This is a genomic window from Enterobacter sp. GER_MD16_1505_Eko_090, assembly GCF_003331015.1.
GTDB classification, from domain to species: domain Bacteria; phylum Pseudomonadota; class Gammaproteobacteria; order Enterobacterales; family Enterobacteriaceae; genus Enterobacter; species Enterobacter roggenkampii.
Window position 1 is genome coordinate 24033 of the sequence record NZ_PUQF01000021.1, and the last position, 13924, is coordinate 37956.

General features: G+C 58.8%; 16 protein-coding genes. 14 read left to right on the forward strand and 2 right to left on the reverse strand.

Going from position 1 to position 13924, the window contains the following annotated elements; all coding sequences use genetic code 11:
* The first annotated feature begins 9 nt into the window (after positions 1-9).
* From paaB to paaY, 12 genes are all read left to right on the forward strand, one after another.
* Positions 10-297, forward strand: a complete 288-nt coding sequence (gene paaB / locus C6A40_RS20350; protein ID WP_008502380.1) for a 1,2-phenylacetyl-CoA epoxidase subunit PaaB — start codon at positions 10-12, stop codon at positions 295-297.
* Between the two features lie 8 nt (positions 298-305).
* A complete protein-coding gene (gene paaC, locus C6A40_RS20355) occupies positions 306-1052 on the forward strand; it encodes a 1,2-phenylacetyl-CoA epoxidase subunit PaaC (RefSeq protein ID WP_045335937.1) in 747 nt (248 codons plus the stop codon).
* Between the two features lie 11 nt (positions 1053-1063).
* A complete protein-coding gene (gene paaD / locus C6A40_RS20360) occupies positions 1064-1561 on the forward strand; it encodes a 1,2-phenylacetyl-CoA epoxidase subunit PaaD (protein ID WP_008502378.1) in 498 nt (165 codons plus the stop codon).
* Between the two features lie 7 nt (positions 1562-1568).
* The gene (gene paaE / locus C6A40_RS20365; RefSeq protein ID WP_044596347.1) at positions 1569-2639 is read left to right on the forward strand and encodes a 1,2-phenylacetyl-CoA epoxidase subunit PaaE; all 1071 of its coding nucleotides are present in this window, start codon (positions 1569-1571) and stop codon (positions 2637-2639) included.
* Positions 2636-3403 (forward strand): 2,3-dehydroadipyl-CoA hydratase PaaF, encoded by a 768-nt coding sequence (paaF, locus tag C6A40_RS20370; RefSeq protein ID WP_045335936.1) that lies wholly within the window; start codon positions 2636-2638, stop codon positions 3401-3403. The genes paaE and paaF overlap by 4 nt, the downstream gene beginning before the upstream one ends.
* Positions 3403-4191 carry a 2-(1,2-epoxy-1,2-dihydrophenyl)acetyl-CoA isomerase PaaG gene (gene paaG, locus C6A40_RS20375; protein ID WP_094945109.1) on the forward strand — a complete coding sequence of 263 codons (789 nt, stop codon included), beginning with the start codon at positions 3403-3405 and terminating at the stop codon, positions 4189-4191. The genes paaF and paaG overlap by 1 nt, the downstream gene beginning before the upstream one ends.
* Before the next feature lies 1 nt (position 4192).
* Positions 4193-5617 (forward strand): 3-hydroxyacyl-CoA dehydrogenase PaaH, encoded by a 1425-nt coding sequence (gene paaH / locus C6A40_RS20380; RefSeq protein WP_045335935.1) that lies wholly within the window; start codon positions 4193-4195, stop codon positions 5615-5617.
* Positions 5607-6029, forward strand: coding sequence for a hydroxyphenylacetyl-CoA thioesterase PaaI (gene paaI, locus C6A40_RS20385; RefSeq protein ID WP_023327372.1), 423 nt, complete (start codon positions 5607-5609; stop codon positions 6027-6029). The genes paaH and paaI overlap by 11 nt, the downstream gene beginning before the upstream one ends.
* Complete coding sequence (gene pcaF / locus C6A40_RS20390) at positions 6029-7234, forward strand: 3-oxoadipyl-CoA thiolase (RefSeq protein WP_045335934.1); 1206 nt, start codon at positions 6029-6031, stop codon at positions 7232-7234. Before paaI ends, pcaF begins: the two co-directional genes overlap by 1 nt.
* 27 nt (positions 7235-7261) lie before the next feature.
* On the forward strand, positions 7262-8578 hold the full coding sequence (gene paaK, locus C6A40_RS20395) for a phenylacetate--CoA ligase PaaK (RefSeq protein WP_045335932.1): 1317 nt from the start codon (positions 7262-7264) through the stop codon (positions 8576-8578).
* Positions 8579-8680: 102 nt separating this feature from the next.
* Positions 8681-9616 carry a phenylacetic acid degradation operon negative regulatory protein PaaX gene (gene paaX / locus C6A40_RS20400; RefSeq protein WP_045335930.1) on the forward strand — a complete coding sequence of 312 codons (936 nt, stop codon included), beginning with the start codon at positions 8681-8683 and terminating at the stop codon, positions 9614-9616.
* A gap of 9 nt (positions 9617-9625) precedes the next feature.
* Entirely contained in the window at positions 9626-10228 is a 603-nt protein-coding gene (paaY, locus tag C6A40_RS20405; protein ID WP_045335928.1) for a phenylacetic acid degradation protein PaaY, read from the forward strand.
* Here the strand turns inward: paaY and C6A40_RS20410 are convergent.
* On the reverse strand, positions 10131-11402 hold the full coding sequence (locus C6A40_RS20410) for a serine hydrolase domain-containing protein (protein WP_045335926.1): 1272 nt from the start codon (positions 11400-11402) through the stop codon (positions 10131-10133). The genes paaY and C6A40_RS20410 overlap by 98 nt on opposite strands.
* A 136-nt stretch (positions 11403-11538) precedes the next feature.
* On the opposite strand from C6A40_RS20410, the gene C6A40_RS20415 reads away from it, so the two are divergent.
* Positions 11539-12021 carry a glutathione peroxidase gene (locus C6A40_RS20415; protein ID WP_045335924.1) on the forward strand — a complete coding sequence of 161 codons (483 nt, stop codon included), beginning with the start codon at positions 11539-11541 and terminating at the stop codon, positions 12019-12021.
* A gap of 89 nt (positions 12022-12110) precedes the next feature.
* On the opposite strand, the gene C6A40_RS20420 is transcribed toward C6A40_RS20415, so the two are convergent.
* Entirely contained in the window at positions 12111-13010 is a 900-nt protein-coding gene (locus tag C6A40_RS20420) for a LysR family transcriptional regulator (RefSeq protein WP_045336177.1), read from the reverse strand.
* A gap of 128 nt (positions 13011-13138) precedes the next feature.
* Between C6A40_RS20420 and C6A40_RS20425 the strand changes: the two genes are divergently transcribed.
* A complete protein-coding gene (locus C6A40_RS20425) occupies positions 13139-13711 on the forward strand; it encodes a flavin reductase family protein (protein ID WP_045335922.1) in 573 nt (190 codons plus the stop codon).
* Positions 13712-13924 lie beyond the last annotated feature (213 nt).

Genomic DNA, 13924 nt, shown 5'->3' on the forward strand with positions numbered 1-13924 from the left:
GAAATAAGCATGAGCAATGTCTACTGGCCGCTGTACGAAGTGTTCGTACGCAGCAAACAGGGGTTGTCCCACCGTCACGTGGGCAGTCTGCATGCCGCCGACGATCGCATGGCGCTGGAAAATGCGCGTGATGCCTATACCCGCCGCAGCGAAGGGTGTTCTATCTGGGTGGTGAAGGCGAGCGAGATTGTCGCCTCCCAGCCGGAAGAGCGCGGCGAGTTCTTCGACCCGGCGGAAAGCAAGGTTTACCGCCACCCGACGTTCTACACGATCCCTGACGGCATCGAGCATATGTGAGGCAAAGAATGAACTCAGTGACTGCCTATGCCCTGCGTCTGGGCGACAACGGTCTGGTGCTTTCTCAGCGTCTCGGCGCCTGGTGCGGCCACGCGCCGGAGCTGGAGATCGACCTCGCGCTCGCCAATATCGGTCTCGATCTGCTGGGCCAGGCGCGTAATTTCCTGACCTATGCCGCGGAGCGGGAAGGCCAGGGCGATGAAGACACGCTGGCGTTTGGCCGCGACGAGCGCCAGTTCCGCAATGTGCTGCTGGTGGAGCAGCCGAACGGCAGCTTCGCCGACACCATTGCCCGCCAGTACCTGATGGATGCCTGGAACGTGGCGCTGTATGAACGCCTGACCCAAAGCCGCGACGGCCAGTTTGCCGCTATTGCCGCCAAAGCGATTAAAGAGGCGCGCTACCACCTGCGCTTCAGCCGCGGCTGGCTGGTGCGGCTGGGCGACGGGACCGAAACCTCCGCGCAAAAAATGCAGCAGGCCATCGACAGCCTGTGGCGGTTTACGGCCGAGCTGTTTGACGCCGATGACGTCGAGCGGGAGCTGATTGAGTCCGGCGTGGCGGTTGACCCGCGCCTCCTGCGCCAGCCGTGGGAAAGCGAAGTGTATGCCGGTCTGAATGAAGCCTGCCTGCAGGTGCCCGCCGAGGTGGCGTACCGCACCGGGGGCAAGCAGGGGCTGCATACCGAACATCTGGGCCCGATGCTGGCGGAAATGCAGTATCTCCAGCGCGCGTATCCCGGTCAGCAGTGGTAAAGGAGAACGCTATGCAACGCCTCGTCGACATCGCGCCTGCGCAAATCCCGCAGATCTGGGCGCTGTTAAGCCAGATCCCCGATCCGGAAGTGCCGGTGTTAACCATCACCGATTTAGGCATGGTGCGCAGCGTGAAGGCGCAGGGGGAAGGCTGGGTTATCGGCTTCACGCCCACCTACTCGGGCTGCCCGGCGACGGAACACCTGCTGGGGGCGATCCGCGAGGCGATGACCGCGCACGGCTTTACCCCGGTGCACATTGTGCTCCAGCTTGAACCCGCATGGACCACCGACTGGATGACCCCCGACGCGCGCGAGCGCCTGCGGGCGTACGGCATCAGTCCGCCGGTGGGGCATAGCTGTCACGCGCACGCCCCGGTGGAGGTGAGCTGCCCGCGCTGCGCCAGCACCGACACCGCGCTTATCAGTGAATTTGGCTCGACGGCCTGCAAAGCCCTCTACCGCTGCAATTCCTGCCGTGAGCCCTTCGACTATTTCAAATGTATTTGAGGCTGCCATGACAACGTTTCATTCATTAACAGTGGCAAAAGTGGAACCCGAAACCCGCGACGCGGTGACCATCACCTTTGCGGTGCCGCAGGCCCTGCAGGAGGCCTACCGCTTCCGTCCCGGCCAGCACCTGACGTTAAAAACGACGCTTGGCGGGGACGAGCTGCGCCGCTGCTACTCCATCTGCCGAAGTACCGCCCCGGGCGAAATCAGCGTGGCGGTCAAAGCGATTGAGGGCGGGCGCTTCTCCCGCTATGCCCGGGATGAGATCAAAGCGGGCATGGCGCTGGAGGTGATGGTTCCCCAGGGGCAGTTTGGCTACCAGCCCCGGGCCGAACGCGAAGGCCACTACCTGGCGATTGCGGCAGGCTCCGGGATTACCCCGATGCTGGCGATTATCTCCGCGACGCTTGTGACCGAACCCAACAGCCATTTCACCCTGATCTACGGCAACCGCAGCAGCCAGAGCATGATGTTCCGCCAGGCGCTGGCGGACCTGAAGGACAAATACCCGCAGCGGCTGCAGCTGCTCTCCATCTTCAGCCAGGAGCGGCTGGACAGCGACCTGCTCTATGGCCGCATCGACGGGGAAAAGCTGCAGGCGCTGGCGAAAACCCTGATCAACTTCCGCCAGTATGACGAGGCGTTTATCTGCGGCCCGTCTGCAATGATGGATGACGCGGAAGCCACGCTGAAGGCGCTGGGGATGCCGGAGAAATCCATTCACCTTGAGCGCTTTAACACCTCCGGAATCACCGTTAAGCGCGCGGCGCACGTGCAGGCAGAAGGACAGAAAGTGACCGTTCGCCAGGACGGGCGCGACCGTGAAATCACCCTGACGGCGGACGACGAAAGCATTCTGGATGCCGCCCTGCGTCAGGGAGCGGATCTGCCGTATGCCTGCAAGGGCGGCGTCTGCGCCACCTGTAAATGCAAAGTGCTGCGCGGGAAGGTGGACATGGCGACCAACTACAGCCTGGAGCCGGACGAGCTGGCCGCCGGGTATGTGCTGAGCTGCCAGTCGCTGCCGTTAACCGCCGACGTGATCGTCGACTTTGACGCGAAGGGGATGGCATGAGTGAACTGATTGTTACCCGTCATGGCCGCGTGCTGCAGCTGACGCTGAACCGTCCGGCGGCGCGCAACGCCCTCAACAACGCGCTGTTGACCCAGCTTGCAGAACAGCTTGAGGCCGCCGCTGTGAATGCCGACATCGCCGTCTGCGTGATTTACGGCAGCGAGCGCTGCTTTGCCGCCGGGGCCGATCTCAATGAGATGGCGGAGAAAGACCTGCCTGCCACTCTGAACGATATTCGCCCGCAGCTGTGGGCGCGAATCAACGCGTTTCCTAAACCGCTGATCGCCGCCGTAAATGGCTTCGCGCTGGGGGCGGGCTGCGAGCTGGCGCTGCTGTGCGACGTGGTGATTGCCGGTGACAACGCCCGTTTCGGCCTGCCGGAAATCACGCTCGGCATCATGCCCGGCGCGGGCGGCACCCAGCGTCTTATCCGCTGCGTCGGTAAATCCCTGGCCAGCAAAATGGTGCTGACCGGCGAGAGCATTACCGCAGAGCAGGCGCTGAGCGCCGGGCTGGTGAGCGACGTTTTCCCGGCGGCGCTGACGCTGGAGTATGCCCTGAAGCAGGCGGCCCTGATGGCGCGCCACTCGCCGCTGGCGCTGCAGGCGGCCAAACAGGCGCTGCGGCATTCCCAGGAGGTGCCGCTCCAGGCCGGTCTGGCCCAGGAGCGCCAGCTTTTTACGCTGCTTTCTGCCACCGAAGACCGCCGGGAAGGTATCGACGCCTTCTTACAAAAACGCACTCCCGACTTTAAAGGACGCTAATTGTGGAATTTATTCTCAGTCATGTAGAACAGGGCGTGATGACCCTTACGCTGAACCGTCCGGAGCGTCTGAACAGCTTTAACGACGTGATGCACCAGCAGCTGGCCGAGTGCCTGAAACAGGCCGAGCGCGATGACACTATCCGCTGCCTGCTGATCACCGGGGCTGGACGCGGCTTCTGTGCCGGTCAGGACCTGAACGACCGCAACGTCGACCCCAACGGCCCTGCGCCGGATCTGGGCATGTCCGTTGAAACCTTCTACAACCCGCTGGTGCGCCGCCTGGCAAAGCTGCCGAAACCGGTCATCTGTGCCGTTAACGGCGTAGCGGCGGGCGCGGGCGCCACGCTGGCGCTCGGGTGCGACATGGTGATTGCGGCGCGCTCCGCCAGCTTTGTGATGGCCTTCAGCAAGCTCGGTCTGGTGCCGGACTGCGGCGGCACCTGGCTGCTGCCGCGCGTGGCCGGACGCGCCCGCGCCATGGGGCTGGCTTTGCTCGGCGACAAGCTCAGCGCTGAACAGGCGCAGGCGTGGGGGATGATCTGGCAGGTGGTGGATGACGAACAGCTCTCCGCTACGGCGCAGCAGATGGCCCTGCATTTTGCGTCGCAGCCGACCTTCGGGCTGGGGCTGATCAAGCAGGCGATCAACGCCGCGGAAACCAACACTCTGGACGCCCAGCTCGATCTTGAGCGCGACTATCAGCGCCTGGCCGGGCGCAGCGATGACTACCGCGAGGGCGTCAGCGCCTTCCTGGCGAAGCGCGCGCCGAACTTTACGGGGAAATAAGATGCTGAATATACGGACTGTCGCCGTGATCGGCAGCGGCACGATGGGCGCAGGGATTGCCGAAGTCGCCGCCAGCCATGGTCATCAGGTGCTGATCTACGACATCTCCAGCGATGCGATATCGCGCGCCATCGACGGGATCCGCCAGCGTCTGGCCTCCCGGGTAACGCGCGGAAAACTCTCCGCCGATGCCGGGAGCCAGATCCTTGCCCGGCTGGTTCCCGTCACGGATATCGAGGCGCTCTCCGCGGCCGATCTGGTGATTGAAGCGGCCTCAGAGCGGCTGGAGGTGAAAAAGGCGCTGTTTGCGCAGCTGGCTGAGATCTGCCCGCCGCAGACGGTGCTGACCAGCAATACCTCTTCCATCTCCGTCACGGCGATTGCGGCGGACGTCCACCACCCGGAGCGGGTCGCAGGGCTGCACTTCTTTAACCCGGCGCCGGTGATGAAGCTGGTGGAGGTGGTCAGCGGGCTGGCGACCTCTCAGGAAGTGGCCGACGCGCTGTGCGAGCTGGCGCTGAACTGGGGCAAACAGCCCGTTCGCTGCCAGTCCACGCCGGGGTTCATCGTCAACCGCGTTGCGCGTCCGTTCTATTCCGAAGCCTGGCGCGCGCTGGAAGAGCAGGTCGCGCCGCCGGAGGTAATTGACGCCGCCCTGCGCGAAGGCGGCGGCTTCCCGATGGGGCCGCTGGAGCTGACCGACATGATTGGTCAGGACGTGAACTTTGCGGTGACCTGCTCGGTCTTTAACGCCTTCTGGCAGGAGCGTCGTTTTCTGCCTTCGCTGGTTCAGCAGGAGCTGGTGCTGGCAGGCAGGCTGGGCAAAAAGAGCGGGAAGGGCGTTTACGACTGGCAGGGTGACAAACCCGACGTGCAGTGGGTCAAGGCGGTGAACGACAGCTATAGCCCGATGCGCGTGGAAAAAAGACGTGACGGCGTCACCGAAATTGATGATGTGTACCTGATTGAAACGCAGGGGGAGACCGCGCAGGCGCTGGCGCTGCGGCTCAACGGCCCGGTGGTGGTGGTCGACCGCATTGAGCGCGACGTGGCGGTCATTGCCGCCGCGGCCAGCAATCCGCATACCGCGACGCAAAAAGCCATCCGCTACCTGCAGCAGCAGGGGCTCCGGGTGGTGCAAATTGCCGATTATCCCGGCCTGCTGATCTGGCGAACGCTGGCGATGATTGCCAACGAGGCGCTGGATGCCCTGCAAAAAGGGGTCGCCAGCGAGAAGGACATTGATACCGCCATGCGCCTGGGCGTGAACTACCCGAGCGGGCCGATCGCCTGGGGCGAGCGTCTGGGCTGGCAGCGCCTGCTGACGCTGCTGGAGAACCTGCAGCGCCATTACGGCGAAGAGCGCTATCGCCCCTGTTCACTGCTGCGCCAGCGCGCGCTTCTGGAGAGTAGCTATGAGTCATAACGCCTGGCATAACGCCCGCGCCATGTACGAACGGGACGCCTGCGCGCAGGCGATGGGGATGGACATTGTCGAGATGGACGAGGGCTACGCGGTGGTGACCATGACCATCACCCCGCAGATGCTGAACGGCCATAAAACCTGCCACGGCGGACAGCTGTTTTCGCTGGCGGACACCGCTTTTGCCTACGCCTGCAACAGCCAGGGGCTGGCGGCGGTAGCCTCCGGCTGTTCGATTGACTTTCTGCGTCCGGGCTTCGCCGGGGACACGCTCACCGCCACCGCGCGGGTGAAGCATCAGGGCAAGCTGACCGGCGTATACGACATTGAAATCCAGAACCAACAACAAAAAACCGTCGCCCTTTTTCGCGGAAAATCTCACCGCATCGGCGGCAGCGTGACAGGAGAGGCCTGATGCGTGACGCATTTATTTGTGATGGCGTTCGAACCCCGGTGGGGCGCTACGGCGGCGCGCTTGCCGCCGTCCGAACCGACGATCTCGGTGCCGTGCCGCTACGCGCGCTGCTGGCCCGCTATCCGCAGCTCGATCTGGAGCGGATTGACGACGTGATATTCGGCTGCGCCAACCAGGCGGGGGAAGATAACCGCAACGTGGCGCGCATGTCGTTGCTGCTGGCCGGTGTGCCGCAGACGGTCTCCGGCACGACAATCAACCGCCTGTGCGGATCCGGGCTGGACGCGATTGGTTTTGCCGCGCGCGCCATTAAGGCGGGCGACGGCGACCTGCTGATTGCGGGCGGGGTGGAGTCGATGTCCCGCGCGCCGTTTGTGATGGGCAAAGCCACCGCGGCGTTTCAGCGACAGGCGGAGATCTTCGATACCACCATCGGCTGGCGATTTGTGAATCCGCTCATGCATCAGCAATTCGGAACTGACAGTATGCCGGAAACGGCAGAGAATGTAGCTGAATTGTTAAATATCAGCCGTGCCGATCAGGACGCGTTCGCGCTGCGCAGCCAGCAGCGTACCGCGCAGGCGCAGCAGAACGGCATTCTGGCGCAGGAGATTGTCCCGGTGCCGGTGCCGGGCAAAAAAGGGACGGTTACGGCGTTCAGCGTGGATGAACATCCGCGCGCGGACACCACGCTCGAACAGCTTGCCGGGCTAAAAACGCCGTTCCGCAGGAACGGGGTGGTCACGGCGGGCAATGCCTCCGGCGTCAACGACGGCGCGGCGGCGCTGATCGTCGCCAGCGAGAAGATGGCGCTGGCGCAGGGGTTAGTCCCGCGCACGCGGATCGTGGCGATGGCGACGGCGGGCGTGGAGCCCCGTTTGATGGGGCTCGGCCCGGTGCCGGCCACCCGCAGGGTGCTGGAGCGCGCCGGACTCAGTATTCACGATATGGACGTCATTGAGCTTAACGAAGCTTTCGCCGCGCAGGCGCTGGGCGTGCTGCGTCAGCTGGGCCTGCCGGATGATGCCGCGCACGTCAACCCGAACGGTGGCGCGATTGCGCTGGGCCACCCGCTGGGCATGAGCGGCGCCAGGCTGGCGCTGGCCGCGAGTAACGAACTGCACCGACGCGGCGGGCGCTACGCGCTGTGTACGATGTGCATCGGTGTGGGTCAGGGCATTGCCATGATCCTTGAGCGTGTTTGAGCATAAAAACAATGTGAGTACCCTGCGATGATAAATACAACAAAGCTTGACCCGATCGAAACCGCGTCCCTTGACGAATTACAGGCGCTGCAGACCGCGCGTCTGAAATGGACGCTGCATCACGCCTATAACAACGTGCCGATGTACAAACGCAAGTTTGATGCCGCGGGCGTTCACCCTGACGATTTCAACGAGCTGGCGGATATCCGTAAGTTCCCGTGCACCACCAAGCAGGACCTGCGGGATAACTACCCGTTCGATACCTTTGCCGTGCCGATGGAGCAGGTGGTGCGCATCCACGCGTCATCCGGCACCACCGGCAAGCCGACCGTTGTCGGCTATACGCAGGGCGACATTGATAACTGGGCCAACCTGGTGGCGCGCTCCCTGCGCGCGGCGGGCGGCAGCGCGAAGGACAAAATTCACGTGGCCTATGGCTATGGCCTGTTTACCGGCGGGCTGGGGGCGCACTACGGCGCCGAGCGCTTAGGCGCGACGGTGATCCCGATGTCCGGCGGCCAGACGGAGAAACAGGCGCAGCTGATCCGCGATTTCCAGCCGGACATGATCATGGTGACGCCATCCTACTGTCTCAACCTGATTGAGGAGCTGGAACGCCAGATGGGCGGCGATGCCAGCGGCTGTTCCCTGCGCGTGGGCGTCTTCGGCGCCGAGCCGTGGACGCAGGCCATGCGCCGCGAAATTGAAAAACGCTTAGGCATTACGGCCCTGGACATCTATGGCCTCTCCGAAGTGATGGGGCCGGGCGTGGCGATGGAGTGTATCGAAACCGTCGACGGCCCGACCATCTGGGAAGATCATTTCTACCCGGAGATCGTTAACCCGAACGACGGCACGCCGCTGGATGATGGCCAGCAGGGCGAACTGCTGTTCACCACGCTGACCAAAGAGGCGCTGCCGGTGATCCGCTACCGCACCCGCGACCTGACGCGTCTGCTCCCGGCCACCGCGCGCAGCATGCGCCGTATGGACCGCATCAGCGGCCGCAGTGACGATATGCTGATCATTCGCGGCGTTAACGTCTTCCCGTCGCAGCTGGAGGAGGAGATTGTGAAGTTCGAACATCTCTCTCCGCACTACCAGCTGGAGGTGAACCGTCGCGGACATCTTGATTCACTTTCCGTGAAGGTGGAGCTGAAAGAGAGCAGCCTGACGCTGACGCACGAGCAGCGTTGCCAGGTGTGCCACCAGCTGCGCCACCGCATTAAATCGATGGTGGGGATTTCCACCGACGTGACGATCGTGAACTGCGGCAGCATCCCGCGCTCGGAGGGGAAAGCCTGCCGGGTGTTTGACCTGCGTAAAGTTGCGGCCAACGGCTAAGTTTCCTCTCACCCCGGCCCTCTTCCAAAGGGAGGGGGTTAGGGTGACGGGCTATCCCAGAATCCTATGCTATGATTCATCCAGGACAAAAATAACAACAGAATGAATCACATGAATAAACTCGACGCCTTTATCCAGCACGCGGTCAGCTCCGTTCCCGTCAGCGGGACCTCGCTTATCTCCTCGTTATACGGTGACGCGCTTTCCCATCGCGGCGGTGAGATTTGGCTCGGCAGCCTGGCAGCCTTACTGGAAGGCATGGGGTTTGGCGAACGGTTCGTGCGTACCGCGCTGTTTCGCCTCAACAAAGAGGGCTGGCTGGACGTCTCGCGCATCGGGCGGCGCAGCTTTTACCGCCTGAGCGATAAGGGGCTGCGCCTGACGCGTCGCGCGGAGAATAAGATCTACCGCGCGGAACTGCCCGCCTGGGACGGCAAATGGTTATTGCTGCTCTCCGAGGGGCTGGATAAAACCACCCTGGCCGACGTCAAAAAGCAGCTGATCTGGCAGGGGTTTGGCACGCTGGCGCCGAGCCTGATGGCCTCGCCGTCGCAGCATCTGGCGGACGTGCAGTGCCTGCTTCACGATGCCGGCGTGGCCGAAAACGTGATTTTTTTTGAAGCCCACTCGCCGCTGGCGCTCTCGCGCGCCGCGCTGCGTTCACGCGTAGAAGAGTGCTGGCAGTTAACCGAGCAAAACGCGATGTACGAGTCGTTTATCAACTCGTTCCGGCCGCTGCTGCCGCTGTTGAAAGAGGCCGCGCCGGAGGAGCTGACGCCGGAACGCTGCTTCCAGATCCAGCTGCTGCTGATTCACTTTTATCGTCGCGTGGTGCTGAAGGACCCGCTGCTGCCGGAAGAGTTACTGCCTGCGCACTGGGCGGGGCAAAGCGCCCGACAGCTCTGCATAAATATCTATCAGCGTGTCGCGCCGGGAGCGCTGACGTTTGTCAGCGAGAAGGGCGAAACCTCTGTCGGCGAACTGCCCGTGCCCGGCACGCTCTACTATCAACGCTTCGGTGGTCTTACAAGCGCATAAGGAGGGAAGATGCCTGTTTATCAAATTGACGGCCTGACGCCGGTCGTGCCTGACGAGAGCTACGTTCACCCAACGGCGGTGCTCATTGGCGACGTGATTCTGGGCAAAGGCGTGTATGTCGGTCCCAATGCCAGCCTGCGCGGTGATTTTGGCCGTATCGTGGTGAAAGACGGGGCGAACATTCAGGATAACTGCGTGATGCACGGCTTCCCGGAGCAGGACACGGTGGTGGAAGAGGACGGGCACATCGGCCACAGCGCCATTCTTCACGGCTGCGTGATCCGCCGCAATGCGCTGGTGGGTATGAACGCGGTGGTGATGGACGGGGCGGTCATTGGTGAAAACAGCATCGTCGGCGCGGCGGCGTTCGTGAAGGCCAAAGCGGAGATGCCTGCCAACCATTTGATCATCGGCAGCCCGGCCAAGGCGATCCGTGAGCTGAGCGAGCAGGAGCTGGCATGGAAGCAGCAGGGCACGCGGGAGTATCAGGTGCTGGTGGAGCGCTGCAAGCTCACTATGCACCAGGTCGAGCCGCTGCGTGAGGTTGAGCCTGAACGGAAACGGCTGACGTTTGACGAGAATTTGCGGCCGAAGTCGGCGAACCAGGGGTAAGGCCGTCTTTTTTCGCCATATCCATCAATAGCGCAATGCCAATGTAATTACTCCAGTTAAAGGTATTTTGCAGCACTACCACCGCATTGCCTCTTTCTTTGTCATAACCGATAAAGCTGGAGTAGCCGCCGATATAGCCGACCTGATAGGTGATTTTTTCCAGACCGATAAAGTCGGTGGTCCAGGCAATACCCTGTACCCCGTCGGGACGTTGAATATCGGTATTTCTCACTTCGGCAAAGACGCTGTCCAGCAGGGGATTGTGGGTCGTTGAGACGTGATAACGGGCGTAGGTCGCCAGATCTTCGGCGTTACTGTATAGGCTCGCTGCCGCCACCATGTTGTTGGAAAAATGCCAGTCCGGGGTGATTTGCCCGCGCGGGATAAATTTCGGCTGATCGCCCGCGTGGCCAAGCGCACGCTGGGGATACCCTCTTAGCTGCCGGGGCGTAAAGCTGCTGTTAGCCATTTGCAGCGGACGGAAAATATAGCGCGAGGCTAAACTCTGGATATCTTCGCCGGTTTTGTGCTTCAGGATGTAGCCGATCAGGGCGTAGCCGGTATTGGAGTATTGCGGCACTTTATTCTTTGGCGCTCGCCAGTCGGCGAGGTAGAGCAGCACGTTATCGCTATCCAGCTCACCGTAGAAATTATCGCCGGTGCTTAAGTAGCTGATGAATTTCCCAAGCATCGGAACATCCATATTCTGACGCGGCAGGCCGGAGGTGTGGGTGACCAGTTCAAGTAGGGTGATTTTTTGTGCATCCGCGCTAAGCGCCGTCCCCGGCGGAAGCAATGTCGCCAGGCTATCGTTCCAGTTCAGTTGCCCTTCATTCACCAGACAAGCCACTACTTCTGCCGTGATCCCTTTGCTGATCGAGCCGAGCGCAAACAGGGTGTCGGGCCTGATCGGATAGCGATTGACCGCATCGGTTACGCCCCAGGTGTAAAACTGCGGTGAGCCGTGATTATGGATCACCGCGACCGTCATCCCGGGAACGGATTTTTGCGCCATGTAGTGACGCACCACGCTGTCAACGTCGCCATCCAGCGAATCATGAGTGAGAAGTTCCTGAGTACCTTCCGGGGAGGACATTTGCGAGAGCGTGCCACAACCGCTGAGGAGTGGCAGAGTAAGCAGAAGCCAGTGAATTTTTTTTGTTATGTTCTGCATACCTGATAGCGAGTGTGGTGGTCATGGCGCGCCAGGAATGTATCACAAATAGCCTGCTTGAATGTAAACTTTCTACACGGTGACGGCCCTGCGGGTGGTCACCATGACTTTTCGGCCAGCTTTGAGGGATATTAGTATGACTCGCTTTTATCAACTTACCGCCACCCGTCTGGATGGGCAACTTATCTCTATGGCCGACTATGCGGGTAAGGTCATTCTGGTTGTGAATACGGCCAGCCAGTGCGGCTTTACGCCCCAGTATGCGGGTCTTGAAGCACTGTACAAAAAATACGCCGATCAAGGGCTGGTGGTGCTTGGCTTCCCCTGCAACCAGTTCGGTAAGCAGGAACCTGGCGGTGCCGACGACATCTCAAAGACCTGTTACATTAACTACGGCGTCAGCTTTCCCATGTTCGAGAAAGTCGAGGTCAACGGTGCCGCAGCACATCCGATTTTTCGTTTTCTGAAAGACGAATTGCCCGGCGTGCTGGGTGGGCGGATCAAGTGGAACTTTACCAAGTTCCTTGTCGGGCGTGACGGTAAACCCCTCAAGCGCTTTGCACCGATGACTACGCCCGAGAAAATGGAGGGGGCAATTGTTGCGGCACTGGGAAGGTGAGTGTTTTTGTCGCCAGAGCCATCCGTTTGTTGGGGATAGACGATATTCTGATGTCCGCTCTGTGCCAGATGCGGACGTCGAGGAGAATGTTATTTTGATGCGAAATATTTGCGTAATATTTTTTCTAATAACGAGAAAACGACCGTCACCCTTTTGGGAGTAATCAGCTGGTAAGGCCGATATAAATAAAATTGCCATTTCTCCTGTCGCAGTTCTGGCAATGGGGGAACAAGTTGGCCGCTTGCTAAGTACTCCCTACAGATAAAGTCGCTGGACTGTACAACCGTTCTCCCGGCCAATGCAGCCTGAATTTCGGCATATGGATCTGTAGTATAAAACTCAATATGACGAGGGACAAAAGTATTTACTGCGTCACTCATAAACTCAAATGATTTTCCCGTTTCAGGATTAATTAAACCACTAAATGGATAACGCTGTCGAAGATCTTCTAAATCAGTAGGTGCTCCCAGGCGCTCAATAAGTTCAGGGGATGTAACCAAAATATGTTCAACTTGTCCGATATTTTTAATGATAAAGTTTGGATTAGGTTCTCGTCCTACGCGTATACCTATATCGATACGATGTTCAATAGTATCAAGTTTCATCATATCTAAACGCCAGTCGATAAATAACTCAGGATAGGGACGTAGTGCAGTCAATAGTTCATACAAGATTTGTTCATGATTTGGAAATCGAAGTAATGTGATACGAACAATACCCTTCATTTCATTATCATCTTTCGCTGTCTGAAAAAGTTTTTCAGAATCTTCAAGCAGTCGCTTCGCTTGGGGTAAAAATAGTTCGCCGAAACTGGTGAGAAAGATCGAACGCGTATTGCGTTTGAATAAAGGCTCACCAAGTTGTTTCTCCAGCTCAGCGACTGTTCGGGTTACTACTGATGGTGAAACCGACAGCTTGATGGCTGCTTCGCGGAAGTTCAAGGTCTCAGAGGCGATGATAAAAAATTTTAGAGCGTCAAGTTTGTCCATGATTATTGTGAAATCTGCAATAATGTATTTTGATAATAGCAATTAATTTGCAACTATTCCAGCCATATAATCGAACAATCAAATAAGTAACCTGTCTTACTTTTTATCAGAACTCAAAAGAGTAAACTATGTCAATTCAACCAGTAGAGTTAAACAAAGCCTATCGTTTATTACAGGTCGGGCCAACGACGATGATATCGGCTAAAAATGATGGCGTTGAAAATGTCATGGCAGCGGCCTGGGTGGGATTAGTAGGCAATAACAAAGTGATGGCTTTTATAGGTCCACAGGCATTTACTCGCGGGCTTGTAGAAAAAAGCGGATATTACGTTGTACAGATCCCAGTAGTAAATCAGATGGAAATGGTTTTATATGCTGGAGGTCACAGTTATTCCGACACACCCGATAAAAATAGTAAAATCCCACTATTTTATCAGAAAGAGTTTGATCTGCCTTTAGTGGAAGGTTGCGCTGGCTGGTTAGTATGTAAGGTCATACCCAATGAAGAAAATGAAAAGCAGCACAACTTGTTCATGGGGGAAATTGTCGGAGCATGGAGTGATGACCGCGTTTTCAGAAATGGGCACTGGATTTTTGATGATGCACCAGATGAATTACGTACTGTCCATTACGTTGCTGGCGGACAGTTTTACGCCATTGGCAAAGGGACAAAATTTAATTATGGTCCGGGAAAAGACTAATCCTTACTTCTATATAAATGTAGCCATATAACATGGCTACATAGAGGTAGTAGCATAAAAGAACAACCTACTTAAGATGTTTGCTTCTCACTCACAGCGGACCTTTAGCTCAGTTAGCATATCCGCTCAGTGCCAGAAGCGGATGTCGTAAGGTTCGTTCGGCTAAAATGGCAAATTCTTCTGTATCAGAGTGACTGGCCTTGCGGATTCACA